Here is a 24730-nt window from a genome sequence, read left to right on the forward strand (position 1 = left end):
TTTTCATCGGGCCAACCCAACCGAGCCAACCGAGTCAGTGGAAAGGCGCATCATGTCCGACACCTCCGCCCTCCCCACCGTCAGCCGCGAGTGGCACCTGGTCAGCCGCCCCGTCGGCTGGCCGAAGCCCGAGGACTTCGCCTTCGTCGAGGCGGAGGTTCCGCAGCCGGGTGAGGGGCAGGTTCTCGTGCGGAACAAGTACCTCTCCGTGGACCCGTACATGCGCGGACGTATGAGCGACGCGAAGTCCTACGTCGCCCCGTTCGAGCTCGGCAAGGTCATGCAGGGCGGTGCCGTCGGCGAGGTCGTGGCCTCCAACGCCGAGGGCCTGGCCGTGGGCGACCACGTACTGCACTTCCTCGGCTGGCGTGAGTACGCCGCCGTGGCCGCGAAGAACGCCGTCAAGGTGGACCCGGACGCCGCGCCGCTGTCAACCTACCTCGGCGTGCTGGGCATGACCGGCCTCACCGCCTACGCGGGGCTGTTGCGCACCGCCGCCTTCAAGGAGGGCGACACCGTCTTCGTGTCCGGTGCCGCCGGCGCCGTGGGCGGCCAGGTCGGGCAGCTCGCCAAGCTGAAGGGCGCCTCACGGGTCATCGGGTCCGCCGGGTCGGCGGAGAAGGTGAAGCTGCTCGTCGACGAGTACGGCTTCGACGCCGCCTTCAACTACAAGGACGGCCCCGTGGGCAAGCAGCTGCGTGCTGCGGCTCCCGACGGGATCGACGTGTACTTCGACAACGTCGGTGGTGATCACCTGGAGGCCGCCATCGGCTCCCTCAACGAGGGCGGGCGGATCGCCGTCTGCGGGATGATCTCCGTGTACAACAACACCGAGCCCGCCCCCGGCCCGAGGAACCTCGCCCGTCTGATCCAGACCCGCGGCCGTATCGAGGGCTTCCTGGTCGGCGACCACTACGACCTTCAGCCGGAGTTCGTGCGCGAGGTCGCCCCCTGGGTCGCCTCCGGTGAGCTGAAGTACCGGGAGACCGTCGTCGAGGGCATCGAGAACAACCTCGAGGCGTTCCTGGGCGTGCTGCGCGGTGACAACACCGGGAAGATGATCGTCAAGCTCTGACACCTTCCGGTGGTTTCCGGTATGCGGTAAGTGACGCTGGTCCGGCCGCCGTCGTTGCGTACGCGGAGGCCGCACCCTTGGACGTGGGGTGCGGCCTCCGTCCGTGCCCGGGGCTCAGAGGGCGAGCGCCGCCTGGTGGATCGCCTTCGCCAGGCGGTCGTTCTCCGGGGCCGCGCCGCCCGGGAAGGCGAAGCGGCGGCGCGTGTAGCCGTACGCCAGGCCGCTCCACGGGTCCGCGAAGGCCTGTGAGCCGCCCGCGCCGCTGTGCCCGATCGTCCCGGCGCCGAGGAACGGGTGCGCCACGTCGGCCGTGCTCTGGAAGCCGAGGCCGAACGACCTGTGGGCACGTGACACCAGGTCGTAGCCGACCGAGTGGATCTGGCCGAACTCCGCCACCGTGTCCGGCTTCAGCAGCGGCGCCTGCTCGCCCACCTCACTGATCGCCGCCGCGTACATCCCGGCCAGGCCCCGCGCGGACGCCACCCCGCCCACCGAGGCCGGGCCCTTGGCGCGCACCAGCGGCATGTTGGGGACCGAGGCGAGGTCGGTCGGTTCCGCGGCGTTGCGGTTGAAGGCGATCGAGGCGAGCGTGTGCGGACCCGTGGGCATGGTGTCGAGGAGGGCCTGCTGCTCCGGGGTCGGGGCCATCGGCTGGGTGGTGCGGAAGCGCGGCTCGTGGGGCGCGGGCAGGCCCAGGTGGAAGTCCAGGGCGTACGGGGTGCGGATCCGCTCCTGGTAGACCTCCTGGAGCGTGCGGCCCGTGGCGCGCCGCACGACCTCGCCGGCCAGGGCGCCGCTGACCATCGCGTGATAGCCGAACGCCGTGCCGGGGCGCCAGAACGGCCGCTGGTCGGCGAGGCGTTCGGCGAGCTGGCGGTCGTCGGCCAGCTCCGCGAGGGTGAAGCCGGTGTCCGTGCCGACCACACCCGCCCGGTGCGCGAGCAGATCGCGCAGGGTCAGGGCGCCCTTGCCCTCCGCCGAGAACTCCGGCCAGTAGTACGTCACTTTGCGGTCCAGTTCGAGCGTGCCGTCCTGGACGAGGAGCGCGACGACCAGGTAGGCGGCGCCCTTGGTGGACGAGAACACACCGTAGAGGGCGTCCGCGTCGGTCCCCGCCCACAGGTCGACGACTCTGCGTCCGTGGACGTAGGCGCACAGCTGGCCTTCGTAGTCGGGGCGCTCCCCGGCCACGAACGCGGCGAACTCCTCGCGCACCCCCTCGAAGCCGTCGGCCACCGTGCCGTGGATCTCCTGCGTCATCCGCTCTCCTCAACTGAACCGCTGTGTGCTGTGAACAATGCCCTCGCCACCTGCGGGAATTCTCCCTTGGGGTGGTCGCGGAAGAGGGGTTCGGTGCCGAACAGGACCGTCCGGCCGCCGCTGACCACCGACGCCTGTCCCGCTGCCGCCGCGGGACCGCCGGCGCCGTCCCGCAGCGGGCGCCAGTGCCCGGAGACGAGCGGATTCCCGGTCGCGTACGACTGCTCCACCCGTACGCCGGGGCCGAGGTCGGTGAACCACAGCGGGGCGTAGACGAAGGCGTGCGCCGGTGCGCCGTGCGTGACGCGGCCCGTGTTCCGCGTCCGTACGACGCCGTTCGCGTCCGTGTTGCCCTCGACCGGCTTCACGGCCAGCCGGTCCGCCGCCGCGTTCAGGGCCGCTCCCGTCGCGCCCCGGCCGACCAGGCCGTGGTCGTCGAGGAAGGCGTCGAGGGCCCTGCGGGCGGGGGCGGTCAGGGCGGAGTGGTCCAGGCCGGCGGAGACGAACAGCACATCCGTGCCTGACCAGTCGAAGCCCGCGTTCAGGACGGCCGTCGAGACCGGCGTGACGTCGAAGTCCATCTCCCGCAGGGCGAACAGCTCACCCGACGTGACGGCGGCGGCGACCCTGAGGCGGTGCAGGGGCGTGCCGCCGGTGAGCCGTGTGGCCGCGAAGGAGACGTCGTGCGTACGGGCGGCCGCGACCGCCGCGCGGCGGGCCGACGCCGGGACGATCGCGCTGCCGTCCGGGCCACGGCGTACCGGAACCCCTTGCCGGAGGAGGGAGTTGAGGGCCGCGACCTCGCGCGGGTCGGTCAGGCGCAGGCGGAGGTTGCCGTGCGAGGGCACCCGGGCGACCGGTGCGGCCGCGGTGACCGGGCGCAGGGGGGCGCCCCGCAGGCTGCCCGACGGCACCCGCTCGACCGTGGCGCCCCACAGGCGGCCCAGGCTCCAGCCCGAGATGTCGTACATCACCGACACCTTGCCGCTGATGTCCCGCCCGTCGGCCAGCAGCGCGTTCGCCATGCCGCGCTTGGGCTGGTGCAGATCGACGACGTACGACCCCGTGGGATACGTCCGTCCGGCGAGCCGGAAGGGGCGGGTGGCGCGGGTGACGCGGACGTCGTTGGCGACGAGGTGGTCGACGAGGCGGGCCGCCGCCGGGGCCGAGCGCTGGGTGCGGGAGTCGCCGGGCGGGATGACGTAGGCGCGCGGGAACGTGGTCGTGTAGACGTCCTCCGGGCCGATGCCGGGGACGCCGGGGACCGTCTGCGGTGACACCGGCACCTGCGGGGCGCCGGCCGCGCCGCGGCGGAAGACCTCGATCTGGTCGGCGACGAGCGAGGCGCGGTGCTCCCGGACGTGGTTCAGGGTCGCGCGGATCGCCGCGCCCGCCACGGCCGTGTTGACCGCCGAGCGGCGGCGCAGCTCCGGGACGGGCAGTTCGTCGTACTCCTCGTTGTTCACCGCCAGCGGGATCTCCACCGTGTGCGCGGCGACCGTGCCGTGGAAGGCCGCGTACTGCGGGGTGAAGATCGGCGGCCAGTCGTCCCAGCCCTCCTCCTGGTCGCGGAACGGGATCTGGGCCGGTTCGACGCCGTCCTTCGCGGGCGTGTAGCCGAGGGCGTTGACGGCGGACTCCATGCCGAGAGCGTTGGCGTAACTGTTCTTCAGGAAGAGGTCGTACTCGTAGTTCTCGCCGTGCGGGGGCGTGGTGGGCTCGATGAGGGTGCCGTTGACGTAGCCGTGCAGGTCGAGCAGGACGGCCGGCTGCTTGTCGAGGGCGATCTGCCGCATCGCGCGGGTCTCGGGCTGGGAGGCGGTGACGAAGTCGCGGTTCAGGTCGAAGCCGCCCGCGTTGGCGCGAGTGCCGGCGATACGGCCGTCCGGGTTGGCCGTGATGTTGAAGTACAGGCGGCTGTGCGCCAGGAGGTCACGGGTCCTGGCGTCCTTCGCCGTCGCGAGCTGCTCGACGATCTTCAGGGAGGCGTCCGTGCCCTCCCACTCGTTGCCGTGGATGTTGCTGTTGACGAAGACCGGGGTCTTGTAACCGTGCTGGAGCTCGCGGGACTTGGCGGCCGCCGCGGGCGCGTTCTCGATCAGCTCGCGCATGCGCTCCTGGGCACGGGCCTGTCGGGCGGTCTCCGGGGCGGTGACGGTGACGAGGTAGAGACGGTGGCCGCCGGCCGAGCGGCCGGTCACCTCCACGCTGACCCGGTCGCCGAGACGTTGCAGGGCGTTCAGCTTCGGGGCGATCGCGTGGTACGGGGTGAGGCCCAGCTTCAGGGACTTGTCGCCGGGGTTCTCCGGGTCGGGGGAGAGGACCTGGCGGCGGGGGTAGCCGCGGGTGGCCGTGCCGGTGGAGGTCTCTTCGGGAGCGGCCAGGGCCCGCCGGGCCGCGCTCGCGGGAGCCTGTGCCGCGCGGTCGTCCACGGCGGAGCCCTCGCGGGTGACGGGCTTGGGGTCCGCTCCGGCGGCGTCGGGGCCGAGCAGGAGTGAACCCGCCGTGGCGAGGGTGAGGGTGACGATCAGTACAGGTCTCGCAGGAACGGTTCTCGCGGTGCGCACGCGTACCTCCTGAGGGGCTTCCTGAGATCGGTACGGCGAGGTGTACCGGTTCGACTCAACGGCAACAAGGCCGCCTTGGTGTCACCGGTGACCCGTACGGCCCTGTCGGGGAGTGGCTCGGCCTGCCCCGATAGGGTTTTCCCATGAGCGATCTCGGGGTGGGTTTCCGGTACCTGCTGAAGGGCCAGCGGTGGGTGGCCCGGCACGGCAAGCAGTACGGCTTCGGGCTGCTCCCCGGCCTGATCACCCTCGTCCTGTACGTGGCGGCGCTCGTCGCACTGGCGCTGTGGGGCGAGGACGCCGTCGCCTGGGCCACCCCGTTCGCCGACGACTGGTCGAGCCCGTGGCTCGGGCTCTTCCGCGGCTTCCTGACCGCCGTGCTGTTCGCCCTCGCCCTGCTCCTGTCCGTCGTGACGTTCACCGCGGTGACCCTGCTGATCGGGCAGCCCTTCTACGAGAACCTCTCCGAGAAGGTCGACCGGGACGTGTCCCCGGACGGCCACGCGCCCGAGTCGGGCCTGCCGCTCTGGCGGGAGTTGTGGATCTCCGCCCGGGACAGCCTGCGGATCGTCGTCCGGGCCGCCCTGTGGGGGGTGCTGCTGTTCGCGTGCGGTTTCATCCCCGTCGTCGGCCAGACGGCCGTACCAGTGATCGGGTTCTTCGTCACCGGGTTCTTCCTCACGGAGGAACTGACCGCCGTCGCCCTCCAGCGCCGCGGCGTCGAACTGCGCACCCGCCTCGGTCTGCTCCGCTCCCGCAAGACCCTCGTCTGGGGCTTCGGCACGCCGCTGGCCGTGGCCTTCCTGGTCCCGTTCGTCGCGGTGTTCCTGATGCCGGGCGCGGTCGCCGGTGCCACCCTCATGGCGCGGGACCTGCTGGGCGAGGAGAACCGGGAGGACGGCGCGGAGGGCGACGCTGCCGTCACGACTCCTGAGCAGCCACCCTCAGGATCGTCCTCACCTGCGTGATGATGTCCAGCCGGTTCCGCACGAACTCCGGGTCGGTGACCTCCGTGGTGTTCCCGGTGCCGAACTGGAGCACGGGCGTGTGCACATGGCCGCCCGGCAGGACGTCGTGCAGCCCCAGCCGGTCCCGCAGCAGCGTCGCCCGGTAGGCGATCTCGTTGGAGAGGTAGTCACCGCCGCCGCCTGCCCGGGCGGTCGAGCCGGGCGTCGGCCCGTCCGGGCGGACGACGGGCTCCGTGCCGCCCGCCGGGATCTCCGTGACGCTCGTGTTGTCGTACACCGGGAAACGGCCGGTGTCCGCGGCGACGATCGCCCGGTACGGCAGCGTGGTCGTCGTCCACTGCGGCTGCGAGGCCGGGTCGGTGACGGGGACGGTCTCCGTGCGGCCGACGTTGTCGTTGTCCGCGAAGCCGCCCCGCCAGGCCCCGTTGGTCCGCTCGACGTCGAACCGCCCGACCCGGCCCTGGCTCACGGTCGTGAACAGGTCGACCTTCGGCAGGTACGGCCGCAGCGTGCGCTCCACCGTGCCCCGCGTGAAGTCCTGCCAGCGCACCGGGAACACGGCCGTCTCGATCCGGGCCGGACCGTCCGCCGTCTCGATCACGGTGCCGTCGAGGGCGAGCGCGGTGGCGCCGGACGGATTGGAGATACGGATGTCCCGGTCCAGCGTGAACGGGTCGAAGCCGGTGACCAGAATCCGCTTCAGGCCCTTGCCCTGCGGATACCCGATGGCCGTCTGGCCGCGCGAGGTGCGCTCCAGTTCGTCCAGCAGTGCGGCCCGCTGTCGGTCCGTCAGGCCGAACTCCGGCTCCCAGGTGCGCACTTCACGCGTCATGCCGAGCCGCGCCCAGTACAGCGGCCGGTCGTCGTCCCGGCTGACGTCCCCGCCCGCCGGACCCCGCCCCTGCGCCCGGTCGACGGCCCGCCGCCACAGCCCCGTTCCCTCGCGCACGACGGCCCGGCGGGCCTGCGCGTAGGAACGGGCCTCGTACAGGGCCCGGGCGAACCGCGGGGCGACGGTGTCGAATCCGGAGCGCCGCAGGATCTCCTGCGGGACGGCTCGGTCGAGCCGCCGCTCCTCGACGGTGGGGGAGGGGGCCGCCCCGGCGGCGCTCGCGGCCGTCGGGGTGCTGAAGCCGGTCAGCAGGGTCAGACCGAGGACACCGATCCGGATACGCAGGGAAATCAAGGGAGTTCGGGCCTTCCGTCGCAGTGGGGTGCGCTGAGTGGTGCCGGACGGCCGCAGTATCGCGTGACGGGAGTGGTCCACGCCATGGGCGGGGCCGGCGTGCGCATCACGAAGGGACGGCCGCCGCGGCTTCCCGCACCGCCCCCAGGAAGGCCACGGCCGCCGGGGTCACGGTCCGCCCCCCGCACGGTCGCCGCGTACACCGCCCGGGCCGGGGCGCCCTCGTCGAGCACCCGCAGCAGCCTGATGTCCGGACGGACGGCCTCGGCGGCGAGCGCCGGCACGAGCGTCACACCGAGCCCGGCGGCGACGTAGCCCTGCTTGGCGGTCCACTCGCCGACGACGTGGCAGCGCCCTGTTGTTCGTCTCCGGCCAGATCGCGGAGGGCGACACCCTCACCGAGCAGACCCGGGGCGTCTTCGAGACCCTCGCCGCCCTGCTGGAGGCACACGGCGCCACCCTGGCCGACGTGATCAGCATCCGCACGTACCTGACCGACATCTCGAAGCTGGACGAATACGGCACGGTGCGACGGCAGTTCCTCACCGGAACCCCGCCGACCAGCATGACCTTCGAGGTGTCCCTGCTCTTCCGGCCGGAGGCCTTCGTCGAGGTGGAGGTCGTGGCCGCCGTCCCGGCCGTTCGCTGGTGCCGCGGCAGGCGACGTTCGCCCGTCAAGCAGCGGCGTCCGGTGCGTGCTCTGGGGGTCCTCCCGGCCGAAGGCTGGGGGAGTGCCGGCCGGAAGCCCTCGTACTGGACGTACTTGGGCTTTCGGCCGGTGCGGCGAGTGGGGGCACCCCCCACGCCCTCAAGACAGTGGGGGAGGGTGCCGGGCGTCGCAACGGGGCGGACGTTGCCTGCCGCGGCACTAGGTCAGTCCTCGTTCTCGCCCAGCAGCGTCAGGAAGTCCCGGAACGCGGACGCCATGTCGACCGACTCCGGGTCCAGCAGCCACTGGTACTGAAGGCCGTCCAGGACCGCCACGAGGAGGGGCGCGGCACGCTCGGGGGTGAGGCCGCTCGGCAGGCGGTCGCCGTACTCGGCGCGCAGCACCTCGGCCAGGCCGGCGCGGACCCCGGTGTAGCGCTCCGTGAAGTACGCGCGCGCCGGATGGTCCTCCGTGACGCTCTCGCCGAGCAGCGCCGAGAAGGTCTGGATGATGGCGGGACGCATCGCGTTGTACTCGACGAGCGAGGCCAGCAGGTCCAGCCGCAGCCGGCCGGCGGGCATCGCGTCCCAGCGGTCCCGCTCCTGGAGCACCGCGACGAGCAGCGCCTCCTTGGTCGGGAAGTGGTGCATCAGCCCCTGCTGGGTGAGCCCGACCCGTTCGGCGACCGCCGCCAGGCTCGCCCCGCGGTAACCGCGCTCGGCGATCACTTCCAGAGCGGCCCGCACGATCTCAGCGCGCCGTTCCGCGCTTCTCGTCCTGGCCGTCATGGCGTCACCGTACGACATGTCGAACCACACAAGTATCACGAGGAGGTAACGAAACCTACCGCATGGCAGGTAACCCGGGCACGATGGTGACATCCAGCGGCTTTCGACATGGAGGTGCCGACGTGGCGGAGACAGCAGAGGTACGGCGCGAGGCGGCGGTCGAGGCCGCCCTCGGCAAGCTCGACCTGGACGCCAAGACGCGGCTGCTGGCCGGCCAGGACATGTGGAGCCTGCCCGCCCTGCCGGAGGCCGGACTGGCCTCACTGGTCATGTCCGACGGCCCGATCGGCGTCCGCGGGGTGCACTGGAGCGCCGACGACCCGTCCGTCGCCCTGCCCTCACCGACCGCCCTGGCCGCCACCTGGGACCCGGGGCTCGCCCACCGGGCCGGCGTGCTGCTGGCGCAGGAGGCCCGCCGCAAGGGCGTCCACGTCCTGCTCGCCCCCACGGTCAACCTGCACCGCTCCCCGCTCGGCGGCCGCCACTTCGAGGCCTACAGCGAGGACCCCTACCTCACGGGCCGGATCGGCGCCGCGTACGTCCGGGGCGTCCAGTCCGGCGGGGTCGGCACCACCGTCAAGCACTTCGTCGCCAACGACGCCGAGACCGACCGCCTCACCGTGAACAACCTCGTCAGCGAACGCGCCCTGCGCGAGCTGTACCTGGCCCCCTTCGAGGCGATCGTCGAGAACGCCCACCCCTGGGGCATCATGACCGCCTACAACTCGGTCAACGGCACGACGATGACCGAGCACCACTACCTGGTCAACGAGGTCCTGCGCGGCGAGTGGGGCTTCGACGGGATCAACGTCTCCGACTGGACCGCCGCCCGCTCCACCACCGGCGCCCTCGCCGGCGGCCTCGACATCGCCATGCCCGGCCCGCGGACCGTCTACGGCGAGGCCCTCGCGCAGGCCGTACGGGACGGCCGGGCCGACGAGGCGCAGGTCGACGAGGCCGTCCGCCGCGTGCTGCGCCTCGCCGCCCGCGTCGGCGTCCTGGAGGGCGCCGAACCGGCCGTCACCGACCTGCCCGAGCCCGTCCACGGCGAGGCGCTCGCCCGCGAGATCGCCCGCCGCTCCTTCGTCCTCGTCCGCAACGAGAACGGCGCGCTGCCGCTGAAGCCCGGCAGGATCGCGCTGATCGGCGCCGCCGCCCGCGACGCCCGCGTCCTCGGCGGCGGCTCCGCCACCGTCTTCCCCGCCCGGACCGTCTCGCCGCTCGACGGCCTCACCGCCGCCCTCCCCGACGGCAGCCTCACCTACGTCCTCGGCGCCGACCCGAACACCGAACTCCCCATCGCCGACCAGGGCTTCGAGCTGCGCGCCGTGTGCCGCGACAGGGAGGGCACCGTCCTCGGCACCCGCTCGGCCGCCGGCGGCCACATCCAGTGGATGGGCGACGACCTCCCGGACGGCGTCACCCACGACACCCTGGCGACCGTCGAGCTGACGGGCACCTTCACCCCGCGCGAGACCGGCACGCACACCTTCGGCATCAAGGGCCTCGGCCCCTTCAGGCTGACCGTCGCGGGCACCACCTACTTCGACGACGTCCAGCGCCCCGCCGAGGACGGCGACCCCTTCGCGGCCTTCTTCGGATCCCCGGTGCCCCACGCCCGGGTCGACCTGACCACGGGCGAACCGGTCGAGATCTCCCTGACCTACACCGTCCCGCCGTCCAGCGACCACCCCATGCGGACCATCGGCTTCACGCTCGCCCACGAGGACCCGCAGCGCGACCCCGACGAGCTGATCGCCGAGGCCGCCGCGGCCGCCCGCGCCGCCGACACGGCCGTCGTCGTGGTCGCCACCACCGACCGCGTCGAGTCGGAGGGCTTCGACCGCACGGACCTGCGCCTGCCCGGCCGCCAGGACGACCTGGTCCGCGCCGTCGCCGCCGCCAACCCGAACACCGTGGTGGTCGTCAACGCCGGCTCCCCGGTGGAGATGCCGTGGCGCGACGACGTCGCCGCCGTGCTCCTCACCTGGTTCCCGGGCCAGGAGGGCGGCGCGGCCCTCGCCGACGTCCTCACCGGCGCCCACGAACCCGGCGGCCGCCTGCCCACCACCTGGGGCTCCCTCGCCGACGCCCCGGTCACCCAGGTCGTCCCGGAGGGCGGCGAACTCCCCTACGACGAGGACGCCTTCATCGGCTACCGCGCCTGGGAGAAGCAGGGCCGCACCCCCGCCTACCCCTTCGGCCACGGCCTCGGCTACACCGACTGGACCTACGAGTCGGTCGAGATCGAAGGCGCAGCCGACACCACCACCGCGAAGGTCCGCCTCCGCAACACCGGCGACCGCCCCGGCCACGAGGTCGTCCAGCTCTACCTCGCCCCGAGCGAACCCGACCCCGCCCGCCCGGTCCGCTGGCTGGCCGGTTTCGCGGGCGTGGACGCCGGACCCGGCGAGAGCGTCGAGGCGACCGTCGAACTGCCGCGCCGGGCCTTCGAGATCTGGGACGAGACGACCATGTCGTGGTCGTGTGTGAAGGGTTCGTACGAGATCCAGGTCGGGCGCTCGATCACGGACCGCAGGATCACCGCGACGATTAACGTCTGATCCGGGACAAGTTCCCCACCGAGCAGCCCCGGTCCGGGACCTGACCCCTGGACCGGGGCTCGTGGTTTCCCAGGCCCCCGACAGGGCCTAGCGGATGCCGAACCCGTACACCGTCTCCGAGCGGTACACCCCGCCCGGCCGCAGCACCGTGCCCGGGAACTCCGGCCGGTTCGGTGAGTCGGGGAAGTGCTGGGTCTCCAGCGCGATGCCGTCGCCGGGCGCGAAGGGTTCGCCCAGATGGTCGGCGGTGTACAGCTGGAGTCCGGGTTCGGTGGTCGCCACCGTCAGCACCCGCCCGGACGCCGGGTCGTGCAGCTCGGCGACCTGTTCGGGGACGTCCGTCACGCCCTTGTCGAGCACGAAGTTGTGGTCGTAACCGGCGCCGACCTTGCGGGCCTCGCGGAAGTCGAAGCGCGTGCCGGTCACGTCGTCCAGGCTGCCGGTCGGGATCAGGTCCGCGTCCACCGGCGTGTACCGGGAGGCGGCCAGGCGCAGCTCGTGACCGCCCGCGTCACCGGAACCGGCCAGGTTGAAGTAGCTGTGGTTCGTCAGGTTCACCACGGTCGGCGCGTCCGTCACCGCCTCGTACGCGATCCGCAGCGCACCGCTCTCCTGGAGCGTGTACGTCGCCGAGACCTCCAGCCGTCCCGGGAAGCCCTCCTCCCCGTGCGGACTGACCCGCGCGAGCCGCACCCCGTGCTCGACGGGCGTCCCCTCCCACACCCGCTGGTCGAAGCCCCGCACGCCACCGTGCAGCGCGTTCGGCCCGTTGTTCGGTTCGAGCGCGTACGTCCGCCCGTCCAGCGGGAACCGGGCCCCGGCGATCCGGTTGGCGTACCGCCCGACCAGGGCGCCGAGGTACGGCTCCGGGTGAGCGAGATAGCCGTCGAGGCCGGGGAACCCCAGCACCACGTCCCCGGCCCTGCCGTCGCGGTCCGGCACCTCGATCGACTGCACGATTCCGCCGTACGACAGGACCCGCACCCGGACGCCCGCCCGCTCCAGGGTCCAGCGGTGCACCGGCGTGCTGTCGGAAAGTGTGCCGAAGAGTTCGTTCATGTGCGGAACTCTAAGTCAGGCCCAGGTGTCAGGCCCGCTCCGCCGTGACGGTCCGGTAGGCGATCTCCGCCAACCGGGCCTGTCCGTTCACGCTCGGGTGGAAGTAGTCCCAGCGGCTCAGCTGGGCGGTGCCGAAGCGGTAGTCGTACACCGCGCCCCCGTCGTAGCGGCACCGCTTGTCCTTGGCGCAGACCTCCTTGAGGACCTTGTTGTAGTCCTCCACCCGCTTCTGCACCGTGTTCCGCCGCAGGTTGGCCGCCGAGTCCAGGGCGTCCGCGTCACCCAGCATCGACGGGCAGATGCCCAGCTGCCACACCTGCTTGCCCATCGGGCTGGTACGGCCCTCGGACCACAGCCGCTTCAGGTTCGGCACGCTGGCCACGAACACCTGGGCCTTGGGCAGCGCCTCGCGCAGGGAACGCAGGGAATCCTCGAAGTCGGCGCGGAACTCGCTGACTGGGGTCATCGCCGAAGGGGTGGCCCGGCAGGCGTCGTTGGCCCCCACCATCACCGTCACCAGCTGCGGCTTCCGCCGCACGGCCTGGGCGATCTGCCCGGGCAGGTCCGCCATCCGCGCCCCGGTCACGGCGTAGTTCCAGCTCCGCTTCGCCGCTCCCGCCCGCCCCAGCAGCCGGACGGCGAGGGAGTCGACCTCGGGGCTCGCACCGGTCGCCCAGGACGCCTCCGGGCAGTCCGACAGCACGTCACAGGCGTCGAAACCCCGTGTGATGGAATCCCCCACGGCCGCGACGGAACTCGGGCTGCGGTCCCAGAGGGGTGTGGGCCTGGGGGACGGCTTGGCGGTGGCGGACGGGACGGGGGAGTCGCCCCCGACAGCGTCACACCCGGCGGCACCCAGGGCCGCCGCCACGGCCAGGGCAAGAACGACGCGCGGGCGGTGGCTTCGCTTCCGCATCCCTGGTCCATCCCCTCGCCGCGCCGTGCCTGTCTCCCCAACCAATAACAACGCACGAGGGTTCCCGACCGATCAGGTGCAACGGCTCACACCCGTACAAGCGTCCCCCTGGGTGAATGGCGGGCGTTTCCCGGCACCGGGACCGACCGTACGTCACACTCCTTGCGTCACCGCACGGTAGCCTCGCCATCAACGTGACCCGCCCGGTCACAGCCGTTCCGCCCCTTTCCAAGATGTCCCGCTCTGCCCGGAGGTTCCGGTGACGACACGTGGAGTTCTGTACGTGCACTCGGCGCCGCGCGCGCTGTGCCCGCACGTCGAGTGGGCCGTCGCCGGGGTGCTCGGTACGCGCGTCAGCCTGGACTGGATCCGTCAGCCCGCCGCCCCGGGCACCTGGCGCTCGGAGTTCTCCTGGCAGGGCCAGGCCGGCACGGCGTCCAAGCTCGCCTCCGCGCTGCGCGGCTGGCACCTGCTCCGCTTCGAGGTCACCGCGGAACCCTGCCCCACCGCCGAGGGCGAGCGCTACAGCTGCACACCCGACCTGGGCATCTTCCACGCCGTCACCGGCATCCACGGCGACATCCTCATCCCCGAGGACCGCCTGCGCGCGGCGCTGCAACGCAGCCAGCGCGGCGAGACGGATCTCGAGGCCGAGCTCAACAAACTCCTGGGCAAGCCCTGGGACGACGAGCTGGAACCCTTCCGCTACGCAGGCGAGGGCGCCCCGGTGCGCTGGCTCCACCAGGTGGTGTAACGCCCCTTTCAGGGGCGCGGGGCTGTTTCGATATGCGGCTCCGCCGCGCGGGCTCGAACAACCCCCACCGACGCGCACCCGGCACACCACGCGACACAGAACGGCGAGTGGCCCGGACTCACGAAGAGTCCGGGCCACTCGCCGTAAGGCAGGATCAAACCGTCCGGAACGCCAGCACCACGTTGTGCCCACCGAACCCGAACGAGTCGTTCAACGCGGCGATACGCCCGTCGACCGGCAGCTTCCGGGCCTCACCCCGCACCACGTCCGCGTTCGCCTCGGCCTCGGGGTCGATGGTCTCCACGTTGATCGTCGGCGGAGCCACCCGGTGGTACAGCGCGAGCACGGTCGCCACCGTCTCGACACCACCCGCACCACCCAGCAGATGCCCGGTCATCGACTTCGTCGCGGACACCGCGATGTGGTCGGTGTCGTCACCGAACACCTTCCGCAGCGCCTTCAGTTCGGCGATGTCACCGGCCGGCGTCGACGTCGCGTGCGCGTTGACGTGCACGATCTCCGCCGGGTCCAGGTCGGTGCGCTCCAGCAGGTTCTGCAGGGCCTGCGAGATGCCCCGCCCCTCCGGCTCCGGCTGCACTATGTCGTGGCTGTCGGCGGAGATGCCCTGCCCGACCGCCTCGGCGTACACCCGGGCCCCGCGCTTGGCGGCGTGCTCGGCGGACTCCAGGACGATGACACCGGCGCCCTCGCCGAGGACGAAGCCGTCGCGGGCCACGTCGTAGGGACGCGACGCGCCCTGCGGGTCGTCGTTGTTCTTGGACATCGCCATCATGTTGCCGAACGCGGCGATGGGCAGCGGGTGGATCGCCGCCTCCGTACCGCCGGCGACGACGATGTCGGCGCGGCCGGTGCGGATCATCTCGATGGCGTAGCCGATGGCCTCGGCGCCGGAGGCACAGGCGGAGACCGGCGTGTGCACGCCGGCCCGGGCACCCACGGCCAACCCGACGTTGGCTGACGGGCTGTTGGGCATCAGCATGGGAACGGTGTGCGGGGAGACGCGGCGGACGCCCTTCTCCTTGAGCACGTCGTACTGGTCGAGGAGCGTCGTCACGCCGCCGATGCCGGAGGCGATGACCGCGCCGAGCCGGTCGGGGTCGATGGTGGGGTCTTCGCCGGCCTTCGCCTCGAAACCGGCGTCCGCCCAGGCCTCCTTGGCGGCGACCAGCGCGAACTGCGCCGAGCGGTCCAGTCGGCGGGCCTGCGGCCGGGGGATGACCTCGGTCGGCTCCACGGCGACCGGGGCGGCGATCTTGACCGCCTGATCGGCGGCCCAGTCCTGCTCCAGGGGCTTGACGCCGGAACGTCCGGCGATCAGACCCTCCCAGGTAGAGGCTACGTCGCCACCCAGCGGTGTGGTTGCGCCGATACCGGTGACGACCACGGTGCGATTGGTCGAGCTCACGGGAATTCTTTCTCCAACGGATCCGAGGATTAAGCGGCGCCACCGCCGGGTGGCGGGGCAGTCAGCCCAGGGGTCTGATCGGCTGATCAGCCCTGGTGCTTGAGGATGTAGTCGGTCGCGTCGCCGACGGTCTTGAGGTTCTTGACGTCCTCGTCCGGGATCTTGACGTCGAAGCGCTCTTCGGCGGCGACGACGACCTCGACCATGGACAGCGAGTCGACGTCCAGGTCGTCGGTGAAGGACTTGTCCAGCTGGACGTCCTCAACCGGGATGCCGGCGATCTCGTTCACGATCTCGGCGAGACCGGCGACGATCTCTTCCTGAGTGGCGGCCATGTCGGCGCTCCTTCGTAGATGTTCCAGAGGGTGTGGCAGGTGTTTCTCCTGTGCCGGACCGCATGATCCGGCACAGCGTGCCTAGGGGAGGGTAACGACAGTCGCGGCGTAGACGAGACCCGCCCCGAAGCCGATGACGAGCGCGGTGTCGCCGCTCTTCGCCTCGCCGGTCGCCAGGAGCCGCTCCATCGCGAGCGGGATCGAGGCGGCCGAGGTGTTGCCGGTGGTGCGGATGTCACGGGCGACCGTGACGTGCTCCGGCAGTTTCAGCGTCTTCACCATCGAGTCGATGATCCGCACGTTGGCCTGGTGCGGGATGAAGACGTCCAGGTCGTCCACGGTGATCCCGGCCGCGTCCAGCGCCTGCTGGGCGACCTTCGCCATCTCGAACACGGCCCAGCGGAACACCGCCTGGCCTTCCTGGGTGATCGCGGGGAACTTCTCGACCGTCCCGTCGCGGTAGTCCGTCCACGGCACGGTCTGCTTGATGGTGTCGGACTTGTCGCCCTCCGAGCCCCACACGGTCGGGCCGATCGCGGGCTCCTGGGCCGGGCCGACCACGACCGCGCCGGCACCGTCGCCGAACAGGAAGGCCGTCGCGCGGTCCTGAAGGTCGGTCAGGTCGCTCAGCCGCTCGACGCCGATCACCAGGACGTACTCCGCCGAGCCCTCGACGATCATGCCCTTGGCGAGCGTGAGGCCGTAGCCGAAGCCCGCGCAGCCCGCCGAGATGTCGAAGGCGGCGGCCCTGTCGGTGCCCAGCTTGTCGGCGATCTCGGTGGCGATGGCCGGGGTCTGCTTGAAGTGCGAGACGGTGGAGACGATCACGCCGCCGATCTGCTCGACGGAGATGCCGGCGTCGGCGATGGCCTTGCCGGACGCCTCGATCGACATCGCGGCGACGGTCTCCTCGTCGGAGGCCCAGTGCCGCGTCTCGATGCCGGAGCGCGATCGGATCCACTCGTCGGACGACTCGATCGTCTCCAGGATCACCTCGTTCGGCACGACCCGGGTCGGGCGGTAGCCGCCGACGCCGAGGATCCGCGCGTACGGGGCGCCCTTGCTGGGCTTGATCTTCGCCATGCTCTCGGGCTCCTTCTAGGCGCTCTGCTCGGCGATGAGCTCGCGAGCCGCGTCGAGGTCGGCGGGGGACTTCAGGGCCAGCGTCCTCACCCCGGGCAGGGCACGCTTGGCCAGGCCGGTGAGGGTCCCGCCGGGGCACACCTCGATCAGGGCCGTGACACCGAGCTCCTTGAAGGTCTCCATGCACAGGTCCCAGCGGACGGGGTTGGCGACCTGGCCGACGAGACGGTCCAGCACCTCGGTGCCGGTGGCGACCGCCTGCCCGTCCTTGTTCGAGACGTAGGTGACGGTCGGGTCGCCGGGCGCCAGGGCCTCGGCGGCCTTCGCCAGCGTGTCGACCGCGGGGGCCATGTGGTGCGTGTGGAAGGCGCCGGCCACCTTCAGCGCGACGACCTTGCGCACGCCCTCGGGCTTGTCCGCCTCCAGCGCGGCGAGCTGCTCCTTGGTGCCGGCCGCGACGATCTGGCCCGCGCCGTTGATGTTCGCCGGGGTCAGGCCGAGCTTCTCCAGGTGCGGAACCGTCACGTCGGGGTCGCCGCCGAGGAGCGCGGCCATGCCGGTCTCGGTGACGGCGGCGGCCTCGGCCATGGCGAGCCCGCGGGTGCGGACCAGGCGGAGCGCCTCCTCGTGGGGGAGCACCCCGGCGAGCGAGGCCGCGGTGATCTCACCGACGCTGTGACCGGCGAGGGCACCGACCTTGCTCGGCAGCTCGGCCGGGTCGTCGAAGAGCATGTACGCGGACGCCAGTCCGGCCGCGACCAGCAGCGGCTGAGCCACCGCGGTGTCGCGGATCTCCTCCGCGTCGGCCTCGGTGCCGTAACGGATCAGGTCGAGTCCCACGGCGTCCGACCAGGCCTCGAGGGCACCGCGGACACCGGGGAAGTCGAGCCATGCTGACAGGAAGCCGGGCGTCTGGGCGCCCTGGCCGGGAGCGACGAGTACGAGCACTCTCACACTCTCTCTTGGGGACGGGCACGGCCGCCCGTGGGGACAGGGACGAAGAACACGAGGGGGTTTTGTCGAGCCTCGACAAAACCTTAGGGCTGGAGATCTCCATCGACCAGACGCCCCAGGATCAGCGCGATCCTCAGGGTGAACGCAGAGCGTACATCGGAGGGTGACCAGCCGGTGACGTCAGTCACACGTCGAAGCCGGTAGCGGACGGTGTTGGGATGCACGAACAGCATCCGGGCGGCGCCTTCGAGACTGCTCGCCTGCTCGAGATAGACGCTGAGGGTCTCCAGGAGCGCGGCCCCGGCCTCCTCCAGCGGTCTGTAGATCTCCTCCACCAGTTGGTCGCGGGCCGAGGGGTCGCCGGCCATCGCCCGCTCCGGAAGCAGGTCGTCCGCCAGGACCGGGCGCGGGGCGTCCTGCCAGGCGGAACACGCCTTGAGGCCCGCCGCGGCGGCCTGCGCGGACCGGGTCGCGGCCTGCAGGTCGGGCACCACGGGGCCCGCCACGACCGGTCCGGCCGCGAACGGGCCGATGAGCGACTTGGCGACGGCCAGCGGGTTGTCGCTGCCGCCCGCGATGACGACCAGCCGGTCGCCGAGCACCCCGGTGAGCACCTGGAGCTTGGCGTGGCGGGCCGCGCGCCGTATGGCCTCGACGGTCAGCTCGCTGTCCCCGTCGGGCGCGGTGCCGAGCACCACGCACACGTGCTCGGGGGAGTTCCACCCGAGGGCGGCGGCGCGCGAGACGGCGCCCTCGTCGGCCTCGCCGCTGAGCACGGCGTTCACGACCAGGGACTCCAGGCGGGCGTCCCAGGCGCCGCGCGCCTCGGCGGCCTGCGCGTACACCTGGGCGGTGGCGAAGGCGATCTCCCGGGCGTACACGAGCAGGGCCTCGCGCAGCACCCGCTCGTCGCCGGGGGCCGCGACCTCGTCGATCGCGGACTCCATGACCTCGATGGTGGTGCGCACCATCTCCACGGTCTGGCGCAGCGTGATCGCCCGGGTCAGTTCCCGCGGCGCGGTTCCGAACACGTCGGTGGAGATGGCCTGCGGGGCGTCCGGATGCCGGAACCATTCGGTGAAGGCGGCGATACCCGCCTGCGCGACGAGACCGATCCAGGAACGGTTCTCCGGGGGCATGGCCCGGTACCAGGGCAGCGTCTCGTCCATCCGCGCGATGGCCTGCGCGGCGAGCGATCCGGACGACTTCTCCAGCCGCTTCAGCGTCGCGGCATGCGGATGGACGTCGTGGGCTGCGGCCTGGTGCTTGCTGGTTTCGGGTTCGGGCACGGGACAAGACTGCCTTATCCGGACGGGAGGGTGCGTCGCCGGGTCTACGGTGGACTGCGTGATGGACATTCGGCGCGCCGAAGAGCGCTACCAGGGCGGTGACCCGGCCGCCGGAATCGAGAGCCGGCACGCCTTCTCCTTCGGGCCTCACTACGACCCCGACAACCTCCGTTTCGGCGCGGTGATCGCCTGCAACGAGGAGCACCTGGCGCCCGGCGCCGGCTTCGACGAGCATCCGCACAGCCACACCGAGATCGTGACCTGGGTGGTCGAGGGCGAGCTGACGCACCGGGACTCCACCGGGCACGAGTCGGTGGTGCGTCACGGAGACGTGCAGCGGCTCAGCTCGGCGGGCGGGGTGCGGCACGTGGAGCGCAACGACGGCCCCGGCCCCCTCACCTTCGTCCAGATGTGGCTGGCCCCGCTCCGGCCCGGCGGCGACCCGTACTACGAGGTCGTCCACGGCATCGCCGACTCGACGCCGTACGCCGTCCCGGAGGCCGGCGCGATGCTGCACGTCCGGCGCCTGGGGCCGGGGGAGCGGACGGCGGTACCGGACGCGGCGTACGCGTACGTGCACGTCGTACGCGGTGAGGTACACCTGGACGGCGAGAGGCTGGGCACCGGCGACGCGGCCCGGATCACCGACGCGAAGGGTCTGGAGGCCGAGGGAGTGACGGAGGCGGAGCTGCTCGTCTGGGAAATGAACCAGGACCCTAGAGCTCGGCCCGCACCGCGTCGGTGAACGCCGGCCACGCCTCGATCGCCCACGGCCCGAACGCCCGGTCCGTCAGCGCCACGCACGCGGCGCGCGCGTCGGGGTCGATCCACAGGAACGTACCCGACTGCCCGAAATGCCCGAACGTGCGGGGCGAGGACGAAGAGCCCGTCCAGTGCGGCGACTTGGAGTCGCGGATCTCGAAGCCGAGCCCCCAGTCGTTGGGGTTCTGGTGCCCGTACCCCGGCAGGACGCCCTTCGTGCCCGGGTAGTGCACGGTCATCGCCTCGGCGACCGTACGGGGGTCCAGCAGCCGCGGAGCCTGCACCTCGGCCGCGAACCGCAGCAGGTCCTCGACCGTGGACACGCCGTCCTTGGCGGGAGAGCCGTCCAGGGTCGTCGAGGTCATCCCCAGCGGCTCCAGCACGGCCTGCCGCAGATACTCACCGAACGGGATGTCGGTCGCCTTCGCGATGTGGTCGCCGAGCTGCTCGAAACCGGTGTTGGAGTACAGCCGCCGCTGCCCGGGCGGGGCCGTGACCTTGTGCTCGTCGAAGGCGAGGCCCGAGGTGTGCGCGAGCAGGTGCCGGACCGTCGACCCGGCCGGACCGGCGGGCTCGTCGAGTTCGACGGCCCCCTCCTCGTAGGCGACGAGCACCGCGTAGGCGGCGAGCGGCTTGGTCACCGACGCGAGCGGGAACCGCTGTCCGGCCGGTCCGTGGGTACCCGGCACGGTGCCGTCCGCCCGTACGACACCCGCCGCGGCGGTGGGAACCGGCCAGTTCTCGATCAGCGCGAGGCTCTTCAGCGACATGCGTTCGAGCCTATGCGCTCAGAGCGTCAGTTCCAGCAAGGGGTCGGGCTTGGGGCGGAAGCCGAGGGAGACGTACAGCGGCTCGGCCTCCGGCGAGGCGGTGAGCTGCACGCGCCGGGCGCCGCGTTCGCGGAACCACTCCAGCAGCGTCGTCATGCACGCGCGCGCGTATCCACGGCGCCGGGCGGACGGGTCGGTGGCGACGCTGAAGACGAAGCCCACCCTGCCCCGCGGGTCGCCCGGCTTCCCGATGCGGTAGTCGATCGTCCCGGCGACCAGCGACGCCAGCGCCCCCGGCCGTTCCGGGTGGTCCACGACGAACGCCGTGAAGTCCCCGTCCGACTCGCCCAGTTTGGCCCTCAGGGTGGGGAGCGACTCTCCGTGCCAGACGGCGGAGGGGTCACCGAACAACGAGTCGATCATGATCTGGCGCAGGCGGAGGACTTCCTCGGCGTCCTCGGGCAGGGCGCGGCGTACGGCACTCATGACGCCCTACGCTAACCAGCCGGATCAAGAAGCGTCCTGCCGATTTCTTACCGTCCGCGCTTGCTTGGAGTGCACTCCAAGGTTCTAGCGTTGGGGTCATGACGGTGATGGAGACCACGGGTACCAGGACCGACAGCTGCGCCGGCCCGCCCCAGCAGAACCGGCGTCCGGACGGCGAGGACCGGTACACGATCAGCGAGGTCGTCGCCCTGACCGGCCTGACGGCGCACACTCTGCGCTGGTACGAGCGCATCGGCCTGATGCCGCACATCGACCGGTCCCACACCGGCCAGCGACGCTACACCAACCGCGACCTCGACTGGCTCGACCTGGTCGGCAAGCTCCGCCTGACGGGCATGCCGGTCGCCGACATGGTCAGGTACGCGGAACTCGTGCGTGAGGGCGACCACACCTACGGCGAGCGCTTCGAGCTGCTGAAGACGACGCGCGAGGACGTGCTGGCCAGGATCGACGAACTCCGGGGCACGCTCGCCGTGCTCGACCGGAAGATCAGTTTCTACGCGGACGCCGGGCGGGCCCTGGCGTCGGAGAGGTCCCGATGACGGACGGCAGGATCACGACGGCGAAGCTCGGCGACAACGGCCCGGAGGTGGGCGTCCAGGGCCTCGGCTGCATGGGCATGAGCTTCGGCTACGGCCCCTCGGACGCGGACGCGTCCCGGGCCACCCTCGAACGGGCGCTCGAACTGGGCGTCACCCTCTACGACACGGCCGACGCGTACGGCGCCGGCGAGAACGAGCGGTTCCTGTCACCGTTCTTCAAGGCACACCGCGACGAGGTCGTCATCGCGACCAAGTTCGCCCTGTCGATCCCCCCGGACGACCCGACGCGCCGCATCGTCCGCAACGACTCGCCCTACATACGCCAGGCCGTCGAGGAGAGCCTGAAGCGCCTCGACGTCGACGTCATCGACCTCTACTACATGCACCGGCGCGATGTGAACGTGCCGATCGAGGAGAGCGTCGGCACCATGGCCGACCTGGTCCGCGAGGGCAAGGTCAAGCACCTGGGCCTGAGCGAGGTCACGGCGGACGAACTGCGCGCCGCCCACGCGGTGCACCCCATCACGGCCGTGCAGTCCGAGTGGTCGCTGTTCAGCCGTGACATCGAGCCGAAGGTCGTCCCCGCGGCCCGCGACCTGGGCGTGGCCCTGGTCCCGTACTCCCCGCTCGGCCGCGGCTTCCTCACGGGCTCCTTCGCCACGGCCGAGGACCTGTCCTCCGACGACTTCCGCCGCCAGCAGCCCCGTTTCACGGGGGACAACGCGGCGCGCAACGCCGCCTTGCTGGAGCCGATCCGCACGATCGCCTCGTCCCACGACGCGACCCCGGGTCAGATCGCCCTGGCCTGGGTCCAGCAGCAGGCGGCTGTCCACGACCTCCCGGTCATCCCGATCCCGGGCACCCGCAAGCCGTCCAGGGTGGAGGAGAACACGGCAGCGACGAGGATCGTCCTGACGGACGAGGAACTGACCCTCCTGGACCCGATAGCAGCCCAGGTGGCAGGCAACCGCTACGCGGACATGGCCTTCACGTCCGCCGGACGGGAGTGAGAGGAACCTCAGGGGCGCGGGGCTGTGTCAATATGCGGCTCCGCCGCGTGAGCGCGATCAACCACGCACAACCCGCGCCCGCCCACGGCGAGAACCTCGCAGACGCTAAAGCTCCGCCAGCAACTCGGCCTTTTTGACCGAAAACTCCTCATCCGTCACCAACCCGGCCTGATGCAGCTCCCCGAGATGCCGAATCCGCTCAGCGATGTCCGCGGGATCACGCCGCGGCCCCGCCGCGGACACGGCCGCCACCGGACTCGACGCCCGCACCGCCGCCAGCACCGCCGCGGCGAACGGCAGTGACTCGTGCACAGGCCCGTACCCCAGCCCGAACACCACCGCGGCAGGATCCTGGTCGGCCTGCGCGGCAGCCCCCGCCCCCGACTCGTCGCGCCGCAACAACCGCAGATGCCCCTCGAAGACCTCGGGCGAGCGCCACTCCACCCCGTTCAGCTCCCCGACGGGGAAGCTCTGGTCCCCGGCCTTCCACTTCGCCGACGACGCCCCCGTCCAGAACCACCGGAAGTTCACGGTCCGCCCGTCGAACGAGGCCTTCCCGTCGTAGGCCTTGAACGACAGCGGCCCCTTCGGCGGCTCCACGAGGAACCGATCCGCCGGCCCCGACTCCGACTCCGTCAGCAGCGACCGCAACTCGTCGGCGTAGTACTCCGCGAGGACCTCGCGCTCGGCGGGCAGCACCAGCCGGTAGGGATCGCCGCTGTCCTTGAGCTGCCCGGCGGCGGCCTCCATCAACGGATCCGCACCGGGCCGGGGCTCGACGCGCAGCACCACCGTGCCGCGCTTGCCGCGCGTCAGCGTCACGCCGGCGATCGCGTCCAGGGGCACACGGCGTTCCCCCAGCGCCTGGAAGAGCTTGGGTGTTCGAATCCCCCGTTCGTAGCGGATGAGCACGGAGTCGGACTCGAACTCCCAGGCGGCATGAAATCCGGCCAGTACGTCACCCATGCGGCTCATCGTATGCGGCACGCGCTCCTCCGTCCCCCTCCCGAGCAGACCGCAGTTTCTTCGCCTCTACGCGCGTCAGGCCGCGGCCGTGCCGGACAAACCGGTCCGGCAGACGCCGTCTTCGTGCGCGCAGTGCACCGAGCGGTATGCGCCAACGCCGATCTCTGCGAAATTCATCAGACTTGCCGTACCCGGCTCGAAGTAGCCGGCGTGACCCTTCGCACCCTGCGCCGACAGCACCCGCGCACCGAACCCGGTGGACACCGGATCGGCCCCGTGGCCGAGCCCGCCGAACTCCAGGTACGGCACGTCCTGGATCCAGTCGTCGGCGTCCCGCATGGCCCACACCCGGGCGGTGGTGTGCAGTTGGGCGGCCTTCTGCGCGCGCATGCCGGGGCTGCCGGCCACCGCGATGTCGGACACCCGGCCCGGCAGCGAGTGCGCGGCGACCCCGCACACCACGGAGCCGTAGCTGTGGCAGAACAGCGACACCGGCGAGCTGCCCGGCAGCGCCCGCACCAGCGCGTTCAGCCGTACGGCGCCCTCCTCGGCGCGCATCGCGGTGGCCGAGTCGATGCCGAGTCCGCTGGGTGCCGTGTAGTCGGCCCAGGCGATCACCGCTGTACGGGTCGAGGGGCTCGCCGTCCGCTCGGCCGCGTACAGGGATTCGGCCATGCCGACGGGCGCCGCGTACTTGCGCTGGGTGCGCTGGAAGGTGAGCAGGTTGGTGTCCACGCCGGGCACGACGACCGAGACCCGGTCCGCCTCGCGCAGGTCGCCGAAGACCTCCGCCACCCGCCCCGAACCCTCGGGGTCGAAGGCGAGGATGTGGCGGCCCTTCTCCATGAGGTCTTCGAAGCGGTGCATCCGGCGGCGCGCCTCGAGTTTCCCGGACGGGGTGAGACGGCTGTCGTGCATGCGCTCCCGCTCGACCTCGCGTGCCTTGCCGAGCGCGACGCGATTGGCGCGGTAGCGCAGTTCGACCGGGGCGCCGTTCATGTTGCCGACCGCGAGCGGGTACTTGCGGACCAGGTTCGCGCGGTCCCGCTCGGTGAGCGAGGAGAAGAAGCGGGCGAGCTTCGTCGGCTGGGACTGCGGGTCCGGCAGTCGGTAGCCGCCGATCCGGCCGTGCTCCCAGGCGGAGAGCGAGGCCTGGAGGGGCGAGTCGCCCCGCTGGTTGCGCAGGGCGGTCCAGCCGGTGGTGGCCAGCATCACGAACACGACGGCCAGAGCGAGCAGTGCGCGCCAGACGTTCAGCTGCGGGGTGGTGTCGAAGGAAGTCACTGAAAGGACACACTAG

General features: G+C 71.7%; 23 protein-coding genes and 1 pseudogene. 8 read left to right on the plus strand and 16 right to left on the minus strand.

What is annotated here, in order from left to right; genetic code table 11:
- Positions 1–52 precede the first annotated feature (52 nt).
- Positions 53–1075 carry an NADP-dependent oxidoreductase gene (locus AC07F0_RS16540; RefSeq protein WP_478979458.1) on the plus strand — a complete coding sequence of 341 codons (1023 nt, stop codon included), beginning with the start codon at positions 53–55 and terminating at the stop codon, positions 1073–1075.
- A 114-nt stretch (positions 1076–1189) separates the two neighbouring features.
- On the opposite strand, the gene AC07F0_RS16545 is transcribed toward AC07F0_RS16540, so the two are convergent.
- Complete coding sequence (locus AC07F0_RS16545; RefSeq protein WP_478979461.1) at positions 1190–2335, minus strand: serine hydrolase domain-containing protein; 1146 nt, start codon at positions 2333–2335, stop codon at positions 1190–1192.
- A complete protein-coding gene (locus AC07F0_RS16550) occupies positions 2332–4902 on the minus strand; it encodes a M14 family zinc carboxypeptidase (RefSeq protein ID WP_478979464.1) in 2571 nt (856 codons plus the stop codon). The genes AC07F0_RS16545 and AC07F0_RS16550 overlap by 4 nt, the downstream gene beginning before the upstream one ends.
- Before the next feature lie 143 nt (positions 4903–5045).
- On the opposite strand from AC07F0_RS16550, the gene AC07F0_RS16555 reads away from it, so the two are divergent.
- A complete protein-coding gene (locus AC07F0_RS16555; RefSeq protein WP_478979467.1) occupies positions 5046–5870 on the plus strand; it encodes an EI24 domain-containing protein in 825 nt (274 codons plus the stop codon).
- Here AC07F0_RS16555 and AC07F0_RS16560 read toward each other — a convergent pair.
- Positions 5824–7056 (minus strand): pyroglutamyl-peptidase I, encoded by a 1233-nt coding sequence (locus AC07F0_RS16560; RefSeq protein WP_478979470.1) that lies wholly within the window; start codon positions 7054–7056, stop codon positions 5824–5826. The genes AC07F0_RS16555 and AC07F0_RS16560 overlap by 47 nt on opposite strands.
- A gap of 106 nt (positions 7057–7162) precedes the next feature.
- Positions 7163–7403, minus strand: a pseudogene (locus AC07F0_RS16565) (LysR substrate-binding domain-containing protein); the annotation flags it as partial.
- An 11-nt stretch (positions 7404–7414) separates the two neighbouring features.
- Between AC07F0_RS16565 and AC07F0_RS16570 the strand changes: the two are divergent.
- Positions 7415–8020, plus strand: coding sequence for a RidA family protein (locus AC07F0_RS16570; RefSeq protein ID WP_478979473.1), 606 nt, complete (start codon positions 7415–7417; stop codon positions 8018–8020).
- On the opposite strand, the gene AC07F0_RS16575 is transcribed toward AC07F0_RS16570, so the two are convergent.
- Complete coding sequence (locus tag AC07F0_RS16575; RefSeq protein ID WP_436728804.1) at positions 7930–8511, minus strand: TetR/AcrR family transcriptional regulator; 582 nt, start codon at positions 8509–8511, stop codon at positions 7930–7932. The genes AC07F0_RS16570 and AC07F0_RS16575 overlap by 91 nt on opposite strands.
- 65 nt (positions 8512–8576) lie before the next feature.
- On the opposite strand from AC07F0_RS16575, the gene AC07F0_RS16580 reads away from it, so the two are divergent.
- Entirely contained in the window at positions 8577–11057 is a 2481-nt protein-coding gene (locus AC07F0_RS16580) for a beta-glucosidase H (protein ID WP_478979911.1), read from the plus strand.
- An 87-nt stretch (positions 11058–11144) separates the two neighbouring features.
- On the opposite strand, the gene AC07F0_RS16585 is transcribed toward AC07F0_RS16580, so the two are convergent.
- Positions 11145–12116 (minus strand): aldose epimerase family protein, encoded by a 972-nt coding sequence (locus tag AC07F0_RS16585; RefSeq protein ID WP_478979475.1) that lies wholly within the window; start codon positions 12114–12116, stop codon positions 11145–11147.
- A 28-nt stretch (positions 12117–12144) separates the two neighbouring features.
- Positions 12145–13032, minus strand: a complete 888-nt coding sequence (locus AC07F0_RS16590; protein WP_478979478.1) for an SGNH/GDSL hydrolase family protein — start codon at positions 13030–13032, stop codon at positions 12145–12147.
- Positions 13033–13291: 259 nt separating this feature from the next.
- Here AC07F0_RS16590 and AC07F0_RS16595 point away from each other — a divergent pair, with 259 nt between their 5' ends.
- A complete protein-coding gene (locus tag AC07F0_RS16595; RefSeq protein ID WP_010048534.1) occupies positions 13292–13786 on the plus strand; it encodes a DUF3145 domain-containing protein in 495 nt (164 codons plus the stop codon).
- Between the two features lie 154 nt (positions 13787–13940).
- Here the strand turns inward: AC07F0_RS16595 and fabF are convergent, their stop codons facing one another.
- The 5 genes from fabF to fasR form a co-directional block, all read right to left on the minus strand.
- Positions 13941–15212, minus strand: a complete 1272-nt coding sequence (gene fabF, locus AC07F0_RS16600) for a beta-ketoacyl-ACP synthase II (protein ID WP_478979481.1) — start codon at positions 15210–15212, stop codon at positions 13941–13943.
- An 86-nt stretch (positions 15213–15298) separates the two neighbouring features.
- Entirely contained in the window at positions 15299–15547 is a 249-nt protein-coding gene (locus AC07F0_RS16605; protein WP_003989952.1) for an acyl carrier protein, read from the minus strand.
- Between the two features lie 81 nt (positions 15548–15628).
- Positions 15629–16630 (minus strand): beta-ketoacyl-ACP synthase 3, encoded by a 1002-nt coding sequence (locus AC07F0_RS16610; protein WP_478979484.1) that lies wholly within the window; start codon positions 16628–16630, stop codon positions 15629–15631.
- A 15-nt stretch (positions 16631–16645) separates the two neighbouring features.
- Positions 16646–17578: an ACP S-malonyltransferase gene (locus tag AC07F0_RS16615; RefSeq protein WP_478979486.1), complete on the minus strand. Its 933-nt coding sequence runs from the start codon at positions 17576–17578 to the stop codon at positions 16646–16648.
- Positions 17579–17667: 89 nt separating this feature from the next.
- Positions 17668–18873, minus strand: a complete 1206-nt coding sequence (fasR, locus tag AC07F0_RS16620) for a fatty acid biosynthesis transcriptional regulator FasR (protein WP_356929093.1) — start codon at positions 18871–18873, stop codon at positions 17668–17670.
- Between the two features lie 61 nt (positions 18874–18934).
- Here fasR and AC07F0_RS16625 point away from each other — a divergent pair, with 61 nt between their 5' ends.
- Complete coding sequence (locus AC07F0_RS16625) at positions 18935–19618, plus strand: pirin family protein (protein WP_478979913.1); 684 nt, start codon at positions 18935–18937, stop codon at positions 19616–19618.
- Here AC07F0_RS16625 and AC07F0_RS16630 read toward each other — a convergent pair.
- Together AC07F0_RS16630 and AC07F0_RS16635 are read right to left on the minus strand one after the other, a co-directional pair.
- On the minus strand, positions 19590–20405 hold the full coding sequence (locus AC07F0_RS16630) for a serine hydrolase domain-containing protein (RefSeq protein WP_478979489.1): 816 nt from the start codon (positions 20403–20405) through the stop codon (positions 19590–19592). The two genes, AC07F0_RS16625 and AC07F0_RS16630, sit on opposite strands and share 29 nt — an antisense overlap.
- An 18-nt stretch (positions 20406–20423) precedes the next feature.
- Positions 20424–20891: a GNAT family N-acetyltransferase gene (locus tag AC07F0_RS16635; protein ID WP_478979492.1), complete on the minus strand. Its 468-nt coding sequence runs from the start codon at positions 20889–20891 to the stop codon at positions 20424–20426.
- A 98-nt stretch (positions 20892–20989) separates the two neighbouring features.
- On the opposite strand from AC07F0_RS16635, the gene AC07F0_RS16640 reads away from it, so the two are divergent.
- Both AC07F0_RS16640 and AC07F0_RS16645 read left to right on the plus strand, forming a co-directional pair.
- Complete coding sequence (locus tag AC07F0_RS16640; protein WP_466346196.1) at positions 20990–21454, plus strand: MerR family transcriptional regulator; 465 nt, start codon at positions 20990–20992, stop codon at positions 21452–21454.
- The gene (locus AC07F0_RS16645) at positions 21451–22464 is read left to right on the plus strand and encodes an aldo/keto reductase (protein WP_478979495.1); all 1014 of its coding nucleotides are present in this window, start codon (positions 21451–21453) and stop codon (positions 22462–22464) included. The genes AC07F0_RS16640 and AC07F0_RS16645 overlap by 4 nt, the downstream gene beginning before the upstream one ends.
- A gap of 105 nt (positions 22465–22569) precedes the next feature.
- Here AC07F0_RS16645 and AC07F0_RS16650 read toward each other — a convergent pair whose 3' ends face one another.
- Both AC07F0_RS16650 and AC07F0_RS16655 read right to left on the minus strand, forming a co-directional pair.
- Positions 22570–23439 carry a DUF4429 domain-containing protein gene (locus tag AC07F0_RS16650; RefSeq protein ID WP_478979915.1) on the minus strand — a complete coding sequence of 290 codons (870 nt, stop codon included), beginning with the start codon at positions 23437–23439 and terminating at the stop codon, positions 22570–22572.
- A gap of 66 nt (positions 23440–23505) precedes the next feature.
- A complete protein-coding gene (locus AC07F0_RS16655; protein WP_478979498.1) occupies positions 23506–24714 on the minus strand; it encodes an alpha/beta hydrolase family protein in 1209 nt (402 codons plus the stop codon).
- Positions 24715–24730 lie beyond the last annotated feature (16 nt).

This window comes from Streptomyces sp. NPDC045955, from assembly GCF_056430805.1.